A 17,737-nucleotide genomic window follows, 5' to 3' on the forward strand; every position below is an offset into this window, starting at 1 on the left:
TTACTTCCGGTTGTAGCGGTGCATCGTGAGCGAGCCGAAGACCACGACGAAGAAGGCGCCTGCGACGAACGTCCAGAGCACGGCCGGGCCGTCGAACTCGCCGGCCATCAGCCCGCGGATCGCGGTCACCAGCTGGGAGATCGGGTTGACGTTGACGAACGCCTGCAGCCACCCGGGCATCGTCGACGGGTCCACGTAGACGTTGCTCAGGAACGTCAGCGGCATCAGCACCATCATGCTGACACCCATCACCGACTTCTCGCTGCGCAGCACGAGCCCGAAGTACGTCCAGATCCAGGAGAACGCGAACGAGAACACGACGAGCAGCGCGATACCGGCCGCGACGCCCGGGACACCGCCGGCGGGGCGGAACCCGAGGGCCAGGCCCACGGCCAGGATCACCAGCGACGCGATGACGTAGCGCAGCAGATCGCCGAAGATCATGCCGACCAGAGCGGCCGGCCGCCAGACCGGCAGCGTGCGGAACCGGTCGAACACGCCCTTCTCGATGTCGGTGTTGAGCCCCACCCCGGTGTACATCGTGATCATCACGACGCTCGAGACCAGGATTCCGGGCAGGAAGAACTGCAGGTAGTCGCGCGGCGAATCGGCGAGCGCGCCGCCGAACAGGTACGTGAACATCAGCGTCATGATCAGCGGGAACGCGGTCACGTCGAAGAGCTGCTCCGGGACGTGCTTGATGCGCAGCATCGCCCGCCAGCCGAACACGATCGACGCCGCGAACGGCCCGGGCGGCGTGGGGCGCCCGGCCGGCGAGAGGACGGCCTGCAGCGTCTCGGCCGTGGGAACGTAGACGGTGGACTCGTCGGCCGTGGTCGTCATGGTGTTGCTCCCTTGGCGGTGAGGGCGAGGAAGACCTCGTCGAGGCTGGGCTGGCCGAGTGAGAAGTCGTCGACGACGATGCCGGCCGCGGCGAGCTCGGCCAGCGCCCGGGACGCGTGCTCGGCGGCGCCGCGCTCGGAGCCGCCGCCGATGCGCACGGAGAGCGCGACCGGATCGGCCTCCTGCAGCACGGTGGCCTCCAGCGACCGCCCGAGGATCTCGGCGGCCTCGCCGCGCTGGTGGGCCTCCCGCAGGCGGACGTGCACGGTGCCGGCACCGATCGAGGACTTCAGCGCACCCGGGGTGCCCTCGGCGATGACCTTGCCGTGGTCGATCACCGCGATGCGGCCCGCGAGCCGATCGGCCTCGTCGAGGTACTGCGTGGTGAGCAGCACGGTGGTGCCGTAGGCGACGACCGCGCGCACGATGTCCCACACCTGGTTGCGGCTTCGGGGATCCAGACCGGTGGTGGGTTCGTCGAGGAAGAGCAGGTCGGGGGTGTTGAGGATGCTGGCGGCGATGTCGAGCCGGCGCCGCATGCCGCCGCTGTACTTCTTCACCTGGCGGCCGGCCGCGTCGGTGAGCCCGAACGCGGTGAGCAGATCGTCGGCCCGCGACCGGGCCGTGCGTTTGTTGTGCCCGACCAGGCGGCCGAGCAGGAGCAGGTTCTCCAGGCCGGTGAGGTCCTCGTCCACCGACGCGTACTGGCCGGTGAGGCTCACCTTGCTGCGCACGACGTCGGCCTCGCGCACGACGTCGTGGCCGAAGACGCGCGCCTCCCCGCCGTCGGGGCGCAGCAGCGTGGCCAGGATGCGCACGGCGGTGGTCTTGCCCGCGCCGTTCGGGCCCAGCACCCCGTAGACCGTGCCGGTGGGCACGCTCAGGTCGATCCCGTCGACGGCTCGAGTCTCTCCGAACGTCTTGACCAGCCCGACGGTCTCGATCGCTCTCTCCATGGTCCCCATGCTCCCGGGTCTATCAATTCGGTACGACAGAATTAGTGACCGTGGACGCTGTGTCACCCTAACGTCGGCGCATGCGCGTTCTGGTGGTCTCTGCACCACTGTCCGGTCACGTCCTCCCGCTCCTTCCGTTGGCCCGTGCACTCGCCGGAGCCGACCACGACGTCCTCTTCGCCACCGCCGCCGACGCCGCGTCCGCGGTGAGAAAGCTGGACCTGCCGGTGGAGGACGTCGCCCCCGACTTCGACTTCGCCGCGATCGCCCGCGGCGTCGCGCTGAGACACCCGTTGACCGCCCGCGCCGAGCTCGCCGGCAGCGGCGGGACCAAGGGGGTCGGTGCGCTGTTCGGGACGATCAACGCGAGGCTCGCCGGGGCGGTCCGGGACGTCACCGAGAAGTTCGATCCGGACGTCGTGGTCACCGAGCCGCTGGCCGTGGCCGGGGCGATCGCGGCGGCCGGCCACGGGGTACCGGCGGTCCGGCACGAGACGAATCTGTTCGACGGGGCGGAGCTCGCCGCGGCCGCGGCCGGTCCGGCGCTGCGCCGGCTCGCGATCGACCGGCTGCCCGACCCGGCGGCCGTGATCCAGGTCCTGCCGCCGAGCGTGGTCGGGCCGCGCCCCGGGTGGCCGATGCGCTACGAACCGCCGGCGCCCGCGTCACTGCCGTCCTGGCTCACCGAGACGCCGGCGCTGCCGCGGATCCTGGTCAGCCGCAGCACGGTCGCAGGGCCCGGCAACGGGAACCTGATGAAGGCGCTGGTCGCGGTGGCCGGTTCGATCGACGCCGAGTTCGTGCTGGTCCGCCCGGAGCCGGACCTTCCGCCGGAGCTCCCCGACAACGTCCGCACGATCGGGTGGGTGTCGCTCGACGCGGTGCTGCCGACCTGTACCGGCCTGGTCCACCACGGCGGGGCCGGCACCGTGCAGGCCGCGCTCGCGGCCGGGGTACCGCAGCTGGTGGTGCCGGGCCCCGGCGACCGGCGGCACAACGCCGAGCTGGTCGCGGAGATCGGCGCCGGTCTCTGCGCCCCGCGCAACGGCCCCGCCGCCGAGCACCTGCAACGGCTCATCACCGACGACGAGCTGCGCCGGGTGAGCGTCCGGATCCAGGACGAGCTGGCCGCCCGCCCCTCCCCCGCGGAGATCGCGGACCGCGTCGCTACGTTGGCGAACTGACACTGCGGACGGTGGCGCGGGCACAGAGCGCCCGCGCCCCGGACGCTTCAATTCCGGTATGGCCGCGACGACGAGCACCACCCGCCCCCAGACCTCCGGGCTCGACCACCTGGAGCCCTACCTCCTCGCCCCCTCCTCGCTGACCCCGAGCGCGCTGCGCGAGCGGGCCGAGCTCATCACCGCCGAGATCGCCGCCGCCGGTGGCGCCGAGGCGATGCTGGCGGAGTCCGGCGGGGAGCCGGTGGCGCTGCGCGGCAACTTCCTCTACGACGCCTGGCTGGTGCGCTGGGCCCCGGGCGACGCGACCGACCTGCACGCCCACAGCATCGGCTTCCAGACCGTCACCGTGCTCGGCGGCCACCTGACCGAGACCGTCGCGACCGCCGACGGCCTCGACGAGGCCGAGCACCCGGTCGGCGGGCAGCTCGCCGCCCGTCCCGGCCACACCCACCGCCTGGTCGCGGGCGGGAGCGGCGCGGTCAGCCTGATGCTCTCGTCGCCGCCGCGCCCGGTGCCGGTGATCAAGGGCTGAACGTCACCCGCAGCAGTTTCTGGGCGCCGCTGAACTGCTGGTAGTACGTCACGTACTGCACCAGCCCGTCGCGCTCGGCGTACTCCGGGTGGGCGTAGGCGGCGTAGTTCGTGCCGTACTCGCCGGGGTCGGTGTCGGTCACCGTGAACGGATCCGACCACGGCCCGTAAGGGGCCCCGCCCACCTGCGCGCGCACCTCGTGCGAGCCGTACTCCATGTAGACGTTGACCCAGGCCTCGAGCGCCGGGTTCCAGAGCACGGTGTTGCCCGCCCCGCCGGCCCGGATCGTGGCCACCGCGTCGGCCGGGTCGGCCGACCACCAGCCGTCGCCGCCGTAGAACCGCCACGCCGACCGGTCGGCGATCTTCGCCAGCGGCACCTTCGCCACCCGGCACCGGACGTCGTCGGTCCGGCAGTCGCCGTAGACGTAGACGTCGTCGCCGGCCACCACCGCGGCCGACGCGTACCGGGTGTCCGGGCCGAAGAACAGCGTCGGGTCGCGACCTTCGATGCTGCTCAGCGGTTCGACGTTCCCGGCGGTCAACCGGGTGACCCGGTACGTGCGCATGTCGACGGCGGCCACGCCGGAGCCGATGTCCTGGCCGTACCTCTGCGAGCACGGCGCCTTCGCCGCGCCACCCCGGCAGAGCTTGTGGTAGAGCACGATCACCCGGTGCCGTTGCGGGTCGGCGATCACCGGGCCGGGCCAGAGCGCGAACGTCACGCCGCAGTACCTCACCACGCAGTTCTTCGCGTGGGCGCGCTCGAAGGTGCGCTCGGCGTCGGCCCAGGGCAGGAACTCGTCGTGCAGATCACCGGCGGTGCCGCCCACGTCGGCCGCGGTGAGCGTGATCCCGTCGCCCCCGGTCAGGTCCACGGTGGACGCCGCGGTGTTCGAGAGGAACGCGTCGGGCTTCGTCAGCTCGGTGTCGGCGAACACCCAGACCGACCGGTCTCCGTACCGGGTGCTCTGCCCGTTGTCGCGGCCGGTGACCCGGCCCTGCTGGTGCACCGGGTCGAGCCGGTCGACGCGGGCCACGCCGGGCCGGTCGGGGATCACGTCGCTCATCGGCGGCGCGGGCTCGCGGGTCGGTGCCGCGTGCACCGGCGCCGGCCGGGACGGCGAGGGCGGGGGCGCCGCGGGTTGCTGCGCGTCCCCGGCATCGATCACGAACCCGGCCGCGACCAGCGTGACCAGGTAGGCCAGCAGCGCCGTAACGATCGGCCGGCGTAGCGGGCGGCGCGTGCGGCCACCGTTCGGGGGCGCCTCGGCCGCCTCCGCGTCCGGGAAGGCAGCGGTCGGCACGGCTGCTTCCTCCCGGCGGAACGAGCGACGCTGACACTGGCTGGTGGTAACTACTGGGTGGTAGAGCTGACACTTCCATAGAAAAAACCACGCGTGGGCGAGTCAGGAGAGTCAACGTGTGATCTGTGGTACCCCGCGGTTCCAGAGCCAATCGCGACCGCCCGGTCCTCAGAGGACCGGGCTGCGCACTGTTTCAGTTCACTTTTGTCAACTGGATCGGTAATGCCCCCGAGCCAGCAGCCGGCCGCCGTCGTACAGCTCCACGTCCGTGCCGCGCCCGACGATCCGCAGCGCGGCGTCGACGAGCACCGGGGACCGGGATCGGACCGACCAGTGGGTGATCGACAGGTCCGGGCGAGCCGCGCGGAGCGCGTCGAGCAGCAGGATGCGCACCAGCGGACCGTGCACCAGCAGGCCGGGCAGCCGCTCCACCTCGACAGCCCAGTCCCGGTCGTAGTGCACGCGGTGGGTGTTGAACGTGATCGCGGAGAACCGGAACAACTGCCTGATGTCGACGCTCAGCGCGGCGGCCCAGTCCCCGGCCGGAGCCTCGCCGGTGACCGGAGCAGCCGCGGCGGCCGCGCCCCCCGCGGTCAGGAACACGTCGTGCCAGACGCTGCGCACCGCCACGGTCCCGCCCACCACGAACTCGCGGGTGATGTCGGCGAACAGCAGCGGGCCCGACCGCCCTTCCTTCCGCACCACCGAGGTCAGCGACGACCGCTGCTCGACCTGATCGCCCCAGCGCAGCGGGTGGAGGAACTCGGTGTCCTCGCCCGCGTACATCCGGCGGGGCGGCGCGTCCGGCGGGGTCAGGCCGTCGCCGGCCGGGCTCCCGTCGGCACGCAGCCCGGCGAGCGGCGCGTCGAACGGGAAGTACAGGCCCTCCCAGGCCGGGGGGAGGGCGGCGCCCGCCTCCACCGGTTCACCCGGCGCGAACGTGCCCGCGAACCGAACGGCGGGCGCGAGGTCCAGTACCGAGGTCCGGGCGATCACACCACACCGGCCGCGCGCAGCTGGGCGATCCGCTCGTCGGAGTACCCGGCCAGGGCCGTCAGCACGGCCTCGGCGTGCTCGTTGAGCTCGTTGGCGCGCCGCGCCGGGGTGGCCGGGGTGACGCTGAGCCGCACCGGCTGCCCGAACATGCGCAGCGGTCCGAGCGCGCCGTACCCCACCTCGACGACCATCCCGCGCGCCGCGGTCTCCGGGTCGTCGACCACCTCGCCGATGTTCTTCACCGCGGTCAGCGGCACCACGTCGCCGGCGAGTTCCTCCAGCTCGGCGCGGGTGCGCCCGGCGAACCAGCCGAGGATGAGCGGCTTCACGCGCCGCTCGTAGACCTCTTCGTCGAACCGCTTGCGCATGGTGTCGATCTCGGGGTCGTCCGCGACCTCGGGGCTCCCGAACAGCGCGCAGGAGACCCGCCACAGCTTGTCGGTGTAGCCGCCGAAGAACACCTGGCCGTCGGCGCAGGGGAACAGCTCGTACGGCCGGACCCAGGAGTGTCTGTTGCCCGCCGGCCGCGCGACCTTGCCGTCCACGGTGTAGTCGACGACCGCGGTCTCGGTCATCGCGAGCACGCTGTCGACCTGGGCGACGTCGACGATCTGGCCCTGGCCGGTGCGCTCGGCGTGCCGGAGCGCGGCGAGCGTGCCGATGACGCCGAACATCGTCGCGGACAGGTCCCCGATCGTGACGCCCACGCGCACCGGCGGCTGGTCCGGGTAGCCGTTCATCGACCACAGGCCCCCGGCGGCCTGCGCGGTGTTGTCGAACGCCGGGCGGCGGCTGCGGGTGCCGGTGCGGCCGTACCCGGAGATCGCGGTGTAGACGAGCCTCGGGTTGACCGCGGCCAGCGTCTCGTAGGAGAGGCCGAGCTTGTCCATCGTGCCCGGGCGGAAGTTCTCCACCAGCACGTCGGCCCGGCGGACCAGGTCGGTCAGGACCTCCCGGCCCTCGTCCGACCCCAGGTCGAGCGCCAGCCCGAGTTTGCCCCGGTTGTACTGGGCGTAGTAGCCGCTGACCTCGGTGTCGCCGGCCCGCAGGTAGGGCGGGAAGCCGCGCGCGACGTCGGGGTCCTTCGGGTTCTCGATCTTGATCACGGTCGCGCCGAGGTCGGCCATGATCTGGGCCGCGTAGGGCCCGGCGAGCACCCGGGACAGGTCGAGGACGACGACGCCGTCCAGCGCACCGGTCATTGCTGGGCCTCCTGGGAAGTCAGCGCCGCGAGGACGCGGGACGGGCCGGTTCTCCCGCGCTCGGCGGCCAGCCACTGGGACGTGCGCACCAGCGCGGTGAGGTCCAGGCCGGTGTCGATGCCCAGGCCGTGCAGCATCCAGACCAGTTCCTCGGTGGCGAGGTTGCCGGTCGCGCCGGCGGCGTAGGGGCAGCGCCCGAGGCCGCCGACCGCGGCGTCGAACTCGGTGACCCCGACGCGTAGCGCGGCGAGGACGTTCGCGAGGCCCTGACCGTAGGTGTCGTGCAGGTGCAGGGCCAGCGCGGTCACCGGCACGCCGGCGTCGACCGTGCGCCGGACGACGTCGGCGACCTGGCCGGGCGTGCCGAGGCCGACGGTGTCGCCGAGCGCGACCGTGGCGCAGCCGGCGGCGTGGAGTTCGGCGGCCATCGCCGCGACCGTCGACGCGTCGACGTCGCCCTCCCACGGGTCGCCGAACGACATCGAGAGGTACCCGCGGACGGCACGGCCCGCGCTGCGTGCCTCGGCGGTGACCTTCGCCGCGGTCTCCAGCGAGCCGCGCGCGGTCGAGTTGAGGTTCGCGGCGGCGAACGAGTCCGTCGCGCTGGCGACGACCGCGACGTCGTCGTAGCCGGCGGTCATCGCGTCGGAGAGGCCCCGGGCGTTCGGGACGAGCGCCACGGTGCGGCCGCCGGCGGGCAGGACGGCGGCCGAGACCTCGGCGGCGTCGGCGAGCTGCGGTATCCAGCTCGGTGGCACGAAGCTGGTGACCTCGAGGCCGGCGCGTCCGGCCCCGGCAGCCAGCAACCGGCGGCACAGCTCGGCCTTGGTCGCGGCGGGAACCACGTCAAGCTCGGCCTGCAACCCGTCGCGCGGCCCCACCTCGTACACCCGCACCGCCACCGGCAGGTCGGGGTCACGCACCGGCCGCGGCACGGGCGTCCAGAGACCGCCGGGCTTCCCGGGAGCGCCGGGCTTCCCGGGAGCGCCGGGCTTCCCGGGAGCGCCGGGTTTCACGGGACCGCCGGGGGCGTCGAGCCGCGGAGTTCGGCCAGGACCTCGGCCGCGTACTCCGCGCGGATCTTGCGCTCGGCGACGATGCGGCTCGCGACCGGCGCCACCTCGTGCGGCTCGGCGCCGGCGCTCGCCGCGATCGTGCGCGCGTGCAGCGTCATGTGTCCACGCTGGATCCCCTCCGCGGCCAGCGCCCGGCAGGCCGCGAGGTTCTGCGCGAGCCCCACCGACGCGATCACCGCGCCGAGCTCGACCGCGGTGCCGATCCCGAGGATCCGCACCGCGGCCCGCGCGACCGGGTGCGCGCGTGTCGCACCCCCGACCAGCCCGACCGCCAGCGGCACCTCGAGCGTGCCGGCCAGGTGCCCCTCCGGCGTCTGCTCGAACCGGGACAGCGCCCGGTAGCCCCCGTCGCGCGCCGCGTGCGAGTGGCACCCGGCCTCGACCGCGCGGGTGTCGTTCCCGGTGGCGAGCACCACGGCCGTGATCCCGTTCATGATGCCCTTGTTGTGGGTCGCCGCCCGGTACGGGTCGGCCTCCGCGAACGCCGACGCGTGCACGATGTCGCGCACCACCTCGGCGCCACCGAGCAGGTCCCGGTCGAACGTCGCCCGGGCCCGCACCAGCCGCTGGTCGGCCTTGTTGCTCAGGATGCGCAGGATCGCGCGCCCACCGGCGATCTCGGCCAGCCGCGGCGCGAGCGCCTCGGCCATCGTGTTCACCGCGTTCGCGCCCATCGCGTCGCGCACGTCGACGTGCAGGTGGACGATGACCTGCACGCCGGTGCGGGTCGGCAGCTCGCGGACCTCGACCGCGCGGGCCCCACCCCCGAACGAGACCAGCACGGGGTCCTGGAGGTCGGCCAGCGCCAGGATCTCCGCCGACGCCTCGCGCAGCCGGAACGCCGCCGCCCCCGGGTCGGGCACGTCGACGAGCTGGATCTGGGCGATCATCACCGACCCGGAGTTCGACGTGGTGAACCCCCCGTGCTCTCGGGCCATCCGCGCCGCGTTGCTGGCCGCGGCCACCACCGACGGCTCCTCGGTCGCCATCGGTACCAGCCGGTCGACCCCGTCGACGACGAAGTTCGTCCCGACGCCGAGCGGGACGCCGAGGAGCCCGACGACGTTCTCGATCATGTGGTCGGCCTGCTCGATCGAGAGCCCGGCGCCGGGGTCGAGCACGTCCAGCTCCGCGGGCGGGAGGCCGGCGCTCCCGGCGACGCGCTCGCGCCGTCCGCTGACGTCCGAGTCCCGGAGTCCGGTCAGTCGACTGGTCACCACGTGTGTCCTCCTCGCTGGGGCCTCGGCCCAGGCTAGGAGCGGGCGCGGCGATCACCTATGGATGTTCGGCCCACTGATCGCCCGAGTTGATGTGCGGATCGACCCGTGCCGCCAGCTCGTCCAGCCGGACCGCCAGCGAGATCCGGAACAGCCGTTCCTCGTTCCGCCAGGTGGTGCCGAGCACCCGGTCGAGGCGGTCGAGCCGCTGCAGGATCGTGTTGGGGTGGAAGTTCAGCGCGCGGGCGGTCCTCGTCGGGCTCGCGTTGTGACGCACGAACGCGCGCAGCGTCGTCAGCAGCTCGGTGCCGCGCTCGGCGTCGTACGCGCGCACCGCACCGATCGTCGCGTCGAGGAACTCACGCAGCGACCGGGGATCGGTGTCCAGCACCGCGGAGTAGGGCAGGTAGTCGTCGGTGTGTTCGGTCGTGCCGGCGATGCCCAGCGCGGAGAGCAGCCGGGCGGTGCGGGTGGCGGTCGCGACCGCCGCCGCCAGCCCCGCCACCGAATCGACGCCGGGCGGGCGCACGCAGCCCACCGGCTCCCCCACCGCGCCGGCCAGCCGCGCCCGGACGCCCTCCGCGTCGGTGTCCGACGGCACCAGCGCGACCACCGCGCCGCGGCGCTCCCCCACCAGCGCGCCGGGCAGCTGCTGCTGGGCCGCACGCACGAGCGCGCCACGCCCGGCGCCGGTCACCGTGAACAGCAGCACGGTGTCGAGCCCGGCCACCCCGACGCCGAGCCGCCGGGCCCGCCGCTCGCCGTCGGCGCGCCGCTCCGGGTCGCCGTCGACCAGGTCGGCGACCAGCTCGGCCCGGATCCGGCTCTCCGCCTCCGCGACCGCCTCGCGCTGCAGCGCCAGCAGCGCGCCGACCTGCATGGCCCGCTCCACCGTGCGCCGGTCCACCGGCGTCAGCTCGAACGTACCGACGCCGAGCAGCGCCGCGCCGAAGTAGCGCGCCCCCGCGGTCATCGACGCCACCGCGGACAGCCCGTCGTCGTCGACGAGCACGCAGCGCCCCGAGGTGCGCGCGGCGTCGAGAGCGCCACGGGTGACCGCCCCGAGCGTGAGCTCCCCGGACGGTTCCGAGTCCGCGATCGGCCGGTCCCGCTCGTCGATCACCACGACCCGCCGCCCGAGCGCCGCGCCGAGCGTCCGCGCCACCGGCCCGAACCCGCCGCCGGCCAGCACCGCCCGGAGCAGGTCCTGGTGGACGGTGTTGGCGCGGTCGCGCTCACCGAGGTGGGCGGTGAGCCGCTCCAGTGCGCTGCGGGCCTCGTCGTCGGAGCGCTGGAGCTCGCGGATGCGCTGCGCGGTCTGCAGCACCACCGACGCGTGGTCGGCGAGCGCGGAGAGCAGCGCGATCGCCTCCTGGGTGAACGCCATCTCCTGGCGGTTGGCCACGAACAGCACGCCGAGCACGTCGGCGCCGGAGAGCATCGGGACGCCGAGGATCGACACCAGCCCCTCGGCCGCGACCGCGTCGTCGACCCCGGCGTCGTGCCGCTCGGCGGCGTAGCGGGTGTAGTCGGCCACCCAGTGCGCGGCCCTGCTCTCCACCACCGCGCCGGCCAGCCCCGCCCCCGGCGGCACCTCCAGCTGCTGGAACAGCGGGCTGACCGAGCCCTTGGTGGTGCGGACCCGCAGCGTGCGGGAGCGGGAGTCGAACTCCGAGAGGTACGTGACGTCGCAGCCCATCATCGTGTGCGCGCGGTCGACGAGCCGGTCCAGGAGCGTGCCGGTGTCGTGCACCTCGGCCAGCTCGCGGGCGCTGGCGAACAGCGCGGTGAGCTCGTGCTCGCGCCGCCGGAGCCGGCCGAGCTCGCGGCGGGCCCCGAGCAGGCGGTCGAGCACGGCGGCCGCGGCCCCGGGCTCGAGATCGAGGCGCTCCAGGGCCGCGCGCACGCGGTCGTCGTCCCCGTCCGCACCGGCCACCGCGTCGATCACCGCGAGCAGCGCGGAGGACATCGCCGCCTGGGTCATGGAGGAAAACGCTAGCAACTACCGCGAACCATGGGTACCTACCACACTTCACTTACGCTGTAAGATCGCGGGCGTGAGCGCGCCGCGGATCCCGCTGAGCCGGGACCGGGTGCTCCGGGCCGCGATCGCGATCGCCGACGCCGACGGGGTCGGAGCACTCACGATGCGCCGCCTGGCCCGGGAGCTCGACGCCGAGGCGATGTCGCTCTACCACCACGTCACGAACAAGGACGACGTGCTCGACGGCGTCGTCGACGTGATCGCGGGCGAGATCAACGCGGCGGTCGAGCACATCACCGCACCGACCTGGAAGGCCGCCGCACGGGAGCGGATCCTCACCGCGCGCTCGATCTTCCTGCGCCACCCCTGGGCACCGGCGGTCTTCGCCGGGCGCACCACGGTCAGCTTCGAGGTGGTGCGCTACCACGACCGCCTCGTCGGCCTGATGCACGACGGCGGGTTCACCTACGACCTGGCCCACCACGCGCTGCACGCGCTGGGCAGCCGGGCGCTGGGCTTCGCGCAGGAGCTGTTCGACCCCGGGGACGCCGGCGGCGCCGCCGAGGTGCCGCCGGAGATGGCCGCGGCGGTGCCGAACCTGGTCGGCATGCTCGCCGAGGTCGCCCACGACGATCCCGGCTCGACGCTGGGCTGGTGCGACGACCAGTTCGAGTTCGAGTTCGGGCTCGACCTGGTGCTCGACGGCCTCGAGCGCCTCCGCACCGCCTGATCCCCTCCCCTTGACGCGCCGTACCTCGTACGGGAGCCTTACGGCGTAAGACAGCCTTACAACGTAAGGAGAAGGTCGTGAAAGCCGTGCTCCACACCACCTACGGCGGCCCCGAGGTACTGCGGTTCACCGACGTGGAGACCCCGTCGCCCGCCGACGGCGACGTGCTCGTCCGAACCCACGCGGTGTCGCTCAACGCCCGCGACTGGCATCTGCTGCGCGGCGACCCCTACCTGGCCCGGCTCGGCGCGCCCGAGCTCGGTCTCCGGGGTCCGAGGGTGCGCATCCGCGGCACCGACTTCGCCGGAACGGTCGACGCGGTCGGCCCCGGCGTCACCGACCTGGCCGTGGGCGACGAGGTGTTCGGGGAGGCGCCCGGCGCGTTCGCCGAGTACGTCGTCGCGCCGCGCGACCGCGTCGAGCGCAAGCCCGCCACCCTGACGATGGGCGAAGCGGCGGCGTTACCGCTGGCGGCGAACACCGCCCTGATCGGCCTGCGCGAGGTGGCCGGGGTCGGCGCCGGGCAGTCGGTCCTGATCAACGGCGCGTCCGGAGGGGTCGGGCTGTTCGCCGTGCAGCTGGCCGCCGCCGACGGCGCCGAGGTCACCGCGGTGTGCAGCACCCGCAACGTCGAGACCGTGCGATCGATGGGTGCGCACACGGTCGTCGACTACACGATCGAACAGCCCACCGGGCGCTACGACGTCGTGTTCGACCTGGTCGGCAACCGGTCGCTGGGCGAGCTGCGCCGGCTGCTGGCCCCGGGCGGCACGCTGCTGCTCTCCGGCGGCGGGACGTCGGACGGCGGGAGCCTGTTCGGGCCGATGGGGCTGGTCCTCCGCGCGTCGGCGCTGGCCCCGTTCGTGCGGGAGCGCGTCGTCGTGCTGGAGGCGAAGCCCACCGCCGCCCGCCTCACGGTGCTGCGTGAGCTCGCCGACGCCGGCGTCCTGCGGCCGCTGGTCGAGCGCACGGTGCCGCTCGCCGCCGCCGCGGACGCCGTGCGCCGGATGGAGACCGAGCACACCCGCGCCAAGATCGTTCTCGCGGTGTGACACGCTGCTTCACGCGGCGGAGCGCGGCTGTTCGCCCCGGCGCGCTTAGGTTTCAAGGGTGCCCAAGAGCATCCTCGGCGGACGCCGTCCGATACCGGCCCACGTCACGGTCCACCTGTTCGTCCTCGTGCCGTTCGTGGCCCTGGTCGCCGCCGTGCCCGTCGCCTGGGGCTGGGGCCTGAGCTGGGTCGACGTGGCCCTCACCGTCGTCTTCTACGTCGTCACGTGCCTGGGCACCACGGTCGGGTACCACCGGTACTTCACCCACGGGTCGTTCAAGGCGAAACGGCCGCTGCGGATCGCGCTCGGCGTCGCCGGCAGCCTGGCCGTGCAGGGGCCGGTCCGGCACTGGGTGGCCGACCACCGGCGGCACCACGCGTTCTCCGACCGGGAGGGCGACCCGCACTCGCCGTGGCGCTACGGCACGTCGCCGCTGGCGCTGGTCCGCGGGTTCTGGCACGCCCACCTCGGCTGGGTGCTCGACCGATCGCTCACCAACCAGGAGCGGTTCGCGCCCGACCTGCTCGCCGACGACGACATCCGGATCGTGCACCGGCTGTTCGGCCCGCTGACGATCGTGACGCTGGCCGCCCCCGCAGTGCTCGGCGGGCTGATCACCTGGTCGTGGGCCGGCGCGCTGTCCGCGTTCTTCTGGGCCGGGCTGGTGCGGATCACGCTGCTGCACCACGTCACCTGGTCGGTGAACTCGGTCTGCCACCTGATCGGCGAACGCCCGTTCGCGGTGCGCGACAAGTCCGCGAACTTCTGGCCGCTGGCGCTGCTGAGCATGGGCGAGAGCTGGCACAACCTGCACCACGCCGACCCGACGAACGCCCGGCACGGCGTGTATCCGGGCCAGATCGACATCTCCGCGCGGGTGATCCGGATCTTCGAACGCCTCGGCTGGGCCTACGACGTGCGCTGGCCGACGCCGGAGCGCCTGGCCAAGATCACCCGCGTGCCGCTCTGACCTCGGCCTCGTCCTCCCGGCGGGCCGCCGACTCCCGGTGGACGGCCACCCCGACGATGACCAGTGCCACGCCGGCGATCTCGGCGAACGAGGGCACCTGCGCCAGCACAACCACCCCGATCACCGTCGCGGTGGCCGGTAGCAACGACACCATCAGCGCGTACGTCGCCCGGGGCAACCGCGCCATCGCGAGCTGATCGCTCACGTACGGGATCACCGACGACGACACCCCGACCCCCACCGCGGCCGCCAGCGCGACCACGTCGGTGAACGCCGGCGCCGCGTCGGCGATCCCGATCGGCACCGCGATCACCGCGGCGATCAGCATCGACAGCGCGAGCCCGTCCAACCCCGGCACCGCGGAGCTCTGCGCCACCCGGTGCCCGAGCACGATGTACGCCGCGAACAACACCGCGTTCGCGGCCGCGAACACGAAACCCAGCGGCTCCCCCACCAGCCGCACGTCGACGAGCAGGTAGACACCGGCGACGGCGCAGACCAACGCCACCGCGTTGCGCCGGGTCCGCGACGCCCACGCGGCCAGCACGATCACCGGCAGGAACTCGATCGCCGCCACGGTGCCCAGCGGCAACCGCTCCAACGCGAGGTAGAACGCGCTGTTCATCACCGCGAGCACCGCGGCCCACCCGATCAGCACCCGCCGGACCGGCCGTTCGAGCTCCGTCCACACCCGCCACGGCCGGCGCCACACCGCGAAGACCACCGCGGCCGAGGCGATCCGCAGCCAGGCGACGCCGAGCGCGTCGACCCGGGCGAACAGCAGCACGGCGAACGCCGGGCCGAGGTAGTGGAACACCGCGCTGACGACGAAATACGCATGGGGAGGTACCCGCTTCGACATGCGACTATCGTCGGAAGGAGCGCCGCTCAACACCATGCACGATCGACGGCACAAGGGCGGAGATCATGTCCTCTCGCGCACCTCGATTGCCGAACGGCCTTCCCGACGGAAAGTCGCTCGTCGACGACGTCAACCGCGCGCTTCTCCGGGCGCTGAACGACGATCCGCGGGCCAGCGCGGCCGAGCTCGCCCGCCGGGTGAACATGTCGGCGCCGGCGGTCCGGGAACGACTCGGCCGCCTCGAGGAAGCGGGCGTCATCCGGGGCTACCGGGTCGACATCGACCCGGCCGCGCTCGGGTTGCCGGTCACCGCCTGGGTGCGCGTGCGTCCCGGGCCCGGGCAGCTGCCCAAGGTCGCCGAGCTGGCCGCGCGCACCCCCGAGGTCAGCGAGTGCCACCGCATCTCCGGCGACGACTGCTTCCTGATGAAGGTGCACGTCCCGGCCATCGAGGCGCTCGAGGACGTCCTCGACCGGTTCCTGGTGCACGGCCGGACGATCAGCTCGTTCGTCGTGACGACGCCGGTCGAGCCCCGCCTGCCGGGCGCGTCAGTGCCCTGACATGCCGCCGTCCACCGCGAGCGTCGTGCCGGTGACGTACGACGACGCGTCGCTGGCCAGGAAGACCACCGCGGCGTCGAGCTCGTGCTGCTCGCCCATCCGGCCCAGTGGGCTACGTGCGCCGATGAACGCGTCCAGCGTGTCGGGGGCCACCTCGGCGGTCATCTCGCTGGCGAAGTAGCCCGGCGCGATCGCGTTGACCCGGATCCCCTTGCGCCCCGCCCACTGCTGCGAGAGGTCCCGGGTGAGGCCGACCAGCCCCGCCTTGCTCGCGGCGTAGGCGGCCTGCGGTGCGTACGACGCGATCAGCGCGAGCACGCTGGCGATGTTGACGATGCTCGAGCCGCGCGGCATCACGCGCGCGGCGGCCTGCGCCATCCAGTAGGCGCCGTGCAGGTTCACGTCGACGACCGAGCGGAACTGCTCGGGGGTCTCCCGGAGCGCGGGCACCGCGGTGCCGAGTCCGGCGTTGTTCACCAGTACGTCGAGGTGCCCGAGCTGCTCCACCGCCGCCCGCGCGACCTCGGCGCACGCGTCCGGATCGGTGACGTCGGCCGTCACGGTGACGACCCGGCGTCCGTGCGCGCGCACGGCGTCGGCCACCGAGTCCAGCCGGTCGGCGCGGCGGGCGGCCAGCACCAGGTCGGCACCGGCCGAGGCCAGCGCCGCCGCGAACCCGGCTCCCAGGCCGGAACTCGCTCCGGTGACGACCGCGACCTTGCCGGCGAGCGAGAAGCGGTCGAGCACCGAGCTCACGAATCCTCCTGGGCGGTGACGCGCAGGACGTTCTTCCGGATCTTGCCGGTCGACGTGCGCGGTAGCTCGCTGAACACGATCCGCTTGGGCACCTTGAACCCGGCGAGCCGCTCCCGCGCGAACCGGCGCAGCTCCTCCTCGGTGACCGCGGCCCGGGTGGTCACGAACGCGACCGGCACCTCGCCCCACTTCTCGTGCGGCGCCCCGACGACCGCGCTCTCCACCACCGCCGGATGCTCGTCCAGCACCCGCTCGACCTCGACCGACGCGATGTTCTCCCCGCCGGAGATGATGACGTCCTTGAGCCGGTCACGGATCTCGACGTAGCCGTCGGGGTGCGTCACCGCGAGGTCGCCGGTGCGGAACCAGCCGTCGTAGGACGCCCGCTCGGTCGCCTCGTCGTCCCGGTAGTAGCCGAGCATCACGTCGTTGCCCCGGACTACCAGCTCACCGATCGTCTCGCCGTCGGCGGGAAGGTCCTGTCCGGACGCGTCCACCACGCGCAGCGGGGACGCGACCACGTTCGGCACGCCCTGGCGCGCCACCCGGCGGGCCCGCGCGTCCTCGTCCAGCGCGTCCCACTCCGGCTGCCAGACGTTGATGACGACCGGGCCGAACGTCTCGGTCAGCCCGTAGAGGTGGGTGACGTCGACGTTGAGCCTGCGCATGCGGGCCAGCAGCGCCGGTGAGGGCGGCGCGCCGCCGGTGGTCGCCGCCACCGGACGGTCCAGTACCGCGGCCGCGGGATGCTCGGCGATCATCGTCAGCACGGTGGGCGCGGCGCTGAAGTGCGTCGTCCGCGGCAGGGCGCCCCAGATCGCGGCCACCTCGACGGTCCGCAGCGCCCGGTGGGTGGCCCCGGCCGCGGTCACCGCCCAGGGGAAACACCAGCCGTTGCAGTGGAACATCGGCAGCGTCCACAGGTACGTCGACCCGGGGCCGAGTCCGGTGTGGAAGGCCATCGCGAGCGACTGCAGGTAGGCGCCGCGGTGGTGGTACATCACGCCTTTGGGGCGCCCGGTCGTGCCGCTGGTGTAGTTGATCGCGAGCAGCGCGCGCTCGTCGTCGGTCTCGATCCGGGCGGGGGCCGCCGAGTACGACAGATCGTCCTCGAGGATCACCGGAACCCCGAGCCGCCCGCTCAGAGCGCGGGCCACGTCGGCGAACTCACGGGTCGCGACCAGCAGCGACGCCCCCGAGTGCGCCAGGATGTACGCGAGCTCGTCGGGGGCGAGCCTGGTGTTCAGCGCGACCAGCACCGCGGACCGTAACGGCACCGCGTGGTGCAGCTCGATCATCACGTGCGAGTTCGCGCAGAGCGCCGCGACCCGGTCACCGGGCCCGACGCCGTGCGCGGCGAGCACTCCGGTCAGCGCGTCGACCCGCTGCCGCAGCTGCGCGTAGGTCAGCTCGACGTCACCGTCGACCACCGCGGTGCGGCCCGCGAAGACGGCCGCCGACCGGTCGAGGAAACGGGTGGGGCTCAGCGGCTCCCAGCTGGTCACCGGCAT

General features: G+C 73.4%; 17 protein-coding genes. 6 read left to right on the forward strand and 11 right to left on the reverse strand.

Annotated features, from left to right (window positions below; genetic code table 11):
* The gene (locus CRYAR_RS28005; RefSeq protein WP_035856372.1) at positions 1 to 843 is read right to left on the reverse strand and encodes an ABC transporter permease; all 843 of its coding nucleotides are present in this window, start codon (positions 841 to 843) and stop codon (positions 1 to 3) included.
* Positions 840 to 1,799 carry an ATP-binding cassette domain-containing protein gene (locus CRYAR_RS28010; RefSeq protein ID WP_211247677.1) on the reverse strand — a complete coding sequence of 320 codons (960 nt, stop codon included), beginning with the start codon at positions 1,797 to 1,799 and terminating at the stop codon, positions 840 to 842. The genes CRYAR_RS28005 and CRYAR_RS28010 overlap by 4 nt, the downstream gene beginning before the upstream one ends.
* Positions 1,800 to 1,879: 80 nt before the next feature.
* Here CRYAR_RS28010 and CRYAR_RS28015 point away from each other — a divergent pair, with 80 nt between their 5' ends.
* Together CRYAR_RS28015 and CRYAR_RS43760 are read left to right on the forward strand one after the other, a co-directional pair.
* Positions 1,880 to 2,983 (forward strand): nucleotide disphospho-sugar-binding domain-containing protein, encoded by a 1,104-nt coding sequence (locus CRYAR_RS28015; RefSeq protein ID WP_035856375.1) that lies wholly within the window; start codon positions 1,880 to 1,882, stop codon positions 2,981 to 2,983.
* A gap of 58 nt (positions 2,984 to 3,041) precedes the next feature.
* On the forward strand, positions 3,042 to 3,515 hold the full coding sequence (locus CRYAR_RS43760) for a cupin domain-containing protein (protein ID WP_051571038.1): 474 nt from the start codon (positions 3,042 to 3,044) through the stop codon (positions 3,513 to 3,515).
* On the opposite strand, the gene CRYAR_RS28025 is transcribed toward CRYAR_RS43760, so the two are convergent.
* From CRYAR_RS28025 to CRYAR_RS28050, 6 genes are all read right to left on the reverse strand, one after another.
* A complete protein-coding gene (locus tag CRYAR_RS28025; protein ID WP_035856376.1) occupies positions 3,505 to 4,821 on the reverse strand; it encodes a DUF4185 domain-containing protein in 1,317 nt (438 codons plus the stop codon). The two genes, CRYAR_RS43760 and CRYAR_RS28025, sit on opposite strands and share 11 nt — an antisense overlap.
* Before the next feature lie 207 nt (positions 4,822 to 5,028).
* Positions 5,029 to 5,817: an HTD2 family dehydratase gene (locus CRYAR_RS28030; RefSeq protein WP_035856377.1), complete on the reverse strand. Its 789-nt coding sequence runs from the start codon at positions 5,815 to 5,817 to the stop codon at positions 5,029 to 5,031.
* Complete coding sequence (locus tag CRYAR_RS28035; RefSeq protein ID WP_035856378.1) at positions 5,814 to 7,019, reverse strand: CaiB/BaiF CoA transferase family protein; 1,206 nt, start codon at positions 7,017 to 7,019, stop codon at positions 5,814 to 5,816. The genes CRYAR_RS28030 and CRYAR_RS28035 overlap by 4 nt, the downstream gene beginning before the upstream one ends.
* On the reverse strand, positions 7,016 to 7,954 hold the full coding sequence (locus CRYAR_RS28040; RefSeq protein ID WP_035856379.1) for a hydroxymethylglutaryl-CoA lyase: 939 nt from the start codon (positions 7,952 to 7,954) through the stop codon (positions 7,016 to 7,018). The genes CRYAR_RS28035 and CRYAR_RS28040 overlap by 4 nt, the downstream gene beginning before the upstream one ends.
* 77 nt (positions 7,955 to 8,031) lie before the next feature.
* Positions 8,032 to 9,315, reverse strand: a complete 1,284-nt coding sequence (locus tag CRYAR_RS28045; RefSeq protein ID WP_035856380.1) for a hydroxymethylglutaryl-CoA reductase, degradative — start codon at positions 9,313 to 9,315, stop codon at positions 8,032 to 8,034.
* A gap of 55 nt (positions 9,316 to 9,370) precedes the next feature.
* Positions 9,371 to 11,296: a helix-turn-helix domain-containing protein gene (locus CRYAR_RS28050; protein ID WP_035856382.1), complete on the reverse strand. Its 1,926-nt coding sequence runs from the start codon at positions 11,294 to 11,296 to the stop codon at positions 9,371 to 9,373.
* Between the two features lie 73 nt (positions 11,297 to 11,369).
* On the opposite strand from CRYAR_RS28050, the gene CRYAR_RS28055 reads away from it, so the two are divergent.
* The 3 genes from CRYAR_RS28055 (at position 11,370) to CRYAR_RS28065 (ending at position 14,048) form a co-directional block, all read left to right on the forward strand.
* On the forward strand, positions 11,370 to 12,026 hold the full coding sequence (locus tag CRYAR_RS28055) for a TetR/AcrR family transcriptional regulator C-terminal domain-containing protein (RefSeq protein ID WP_035856383.1): 657 nt from the start codon (positions 11,370 to 11,372) through the stop codon (positions 12,024 to 12,026).
* Between the two features lie 77 nt (positions 12,027 to 12,103).
* Positions 12,104 to 13,078, forward strand: coding sequence for an NAD(P)-dependent alcohol dehydrogenase (locus tag CRYAR_RS28060; RefSeq protein ID WP_035856384.1), 975 nt, complete (start codon positions 12,104 to 12,106; stop codon positions 13,076 to 13,078).
* Between the two features lie 58 nt (positions 13,079 to 13,136).
* On the forward strand, positions 13,137 to 14,048 hold the full coding sequence (locus CRYAR_RS28065; protein ID WP_035856386.1) for an acyl-CoA desaturase: 912 nt from the start codon (positions 13,137 to 13,139) through the stop codon (positions 14,046 to 14,048).
* Here CRYAR_RS28065 and CRYAR_RS28070 read toward each other — a convergent pair.
* Positions 14,029 to 14,910: an EamA family transporter gene (locus tag CRYAR_RS28070; RefSeq protein WP_211247678.1), complete on the reverse strand. Its 882-nt coding sequence runs from the start codon at positions 14,908 to 14,910 to the stop codon at positions 14,029 to 14,031. The two genes, CRYAR_RS28065 and CRYAR_RS28070, sit on opposite strands and share 20 nt — an antisense overlap.
* Before the next feature lie 65 nt (positions 14,911 to 14,975).
* Between CRYAR_RS28070 and CRYAR_RS28075 the strand changes: the two genes are divergently transcribed.
* Entirely contained in the window at positions 14,976 to 15,470 is a 495-nt protein-coding gene (locus CRYAR_RS28075; protein ID WP_035856387.1) for an Lrp/AsnC family transcriptional regulator, read from the forward strand.
* Here the strand turns inward: CRYAR_RS28075 and CRYAR_RS28080 are convergent.
* Together CRYAR_RS28080 and CRYAR_RS28085 are read right to left on the reverse strand one after the other, a co-directional pair.
* On the reverse strand, positions 15,459 to 16,226 hold the full coding sequence (locus CRYAR_RS28080) for an SDR family NAD(P)-dependent oxidoreductase (RefSeq protein ID WP_035856388.1): 768 nt from the start codon (positions 16,224 to 16,226) through the stop codon (positions 15,459 to 15,461). The genes CRYAR_RS28075 and CRYAR_RS28080 overlap by 12 nt on opposite strands.
* On the reverse strand, positions 16,223 to 17,737 hold the full coding sequence (locus CRYAR_RS28085) for an AMP-binding protein (protein WP_035856389.1): 1,515 nt from the start codon (positions 17,735 to 17,737) through the stop codon (positions 16,223 to 16,225). The genes CRYAR_RS28080 and CRYAR_RS28085 overlap by 4 nt, the downstream gene beginning before the upstream one ends.

Source organism: Cryptosporangium arvum DSM 44712, from assembly GCF_000585375.1.
GTDB classification, from domain to species: domain Bacteria; phylum Actinomycetota; class Actinomycetes; order Mycobacteriales; family Cryptosporangiaceae; genus Cryptosporangium; species Cryptosporangium arvum.

Coding starts and splice junctions, on each gene's coding strand:
- CRYAR_RS28005 (WP_035856372.1), bottom strand. CDS start 843: ATGACGACCACGGCCGACGAGTCCACCGTCTACGTTCCCACGGCCGAG.
- CRYAR_RS28010 (WP_211247677.1), bottom strand. CDS start 1,799: ATGGAGAGAGCGATCGAGACCGTCGGGCTGGTCAAGACGTTCGGAGAG.
- CRYAR_RS28015 (WP_035856375.1), top strand. CDS start 1,880: ATGCGCGTTCTGGTGGTCTCTGCACCACTGTCCGGTCACGTCCTCCCG.
- CRYAR_RS43760 (WP_051571038.1), top strand. CDS start 3,042: ATGGCCGCGACGACGAGCACCACCCGCCCCCAGACCTCCGGGCTCGAC.
- CRYAR_RS28035 (WP_035856378.1), bottom strand. CDS start 7,019: ATGACCGGTGCGCTGGACGGCGTCGTCGTCCTCGACCTGTCCCGGGTG.
- CRYAR_RS28050 (WP_035856382.1), bottom strand. CDS start 11,296: ATGACCCAGGCGGCGATGTCCTCCGCGCTGCTCGCGGTGATCGACGCG.
- CRYAR_RS28070 (WP_211247678.1), bottom strand. CDS start 14,910: ATGTCGAAGCGGGTACCTCCCCATGCGTATTTCGTCGTCAGCGCGGTG.
- CRYAR_RS28075 (WP_035856387.1), top strand. CDS start 14,976: ATGTCCTCTCGCGCACCTCGATTGCCGAACGGCCTTCCCGACGGAAAG.
- CRYAR_RS28085 (WP_035856389.1), bottom strand. CDS start 17,737: ATGCCGGTGACCAGCTGGGAGCCGCTGAGCCCCACCCGTTTCCTCGAC.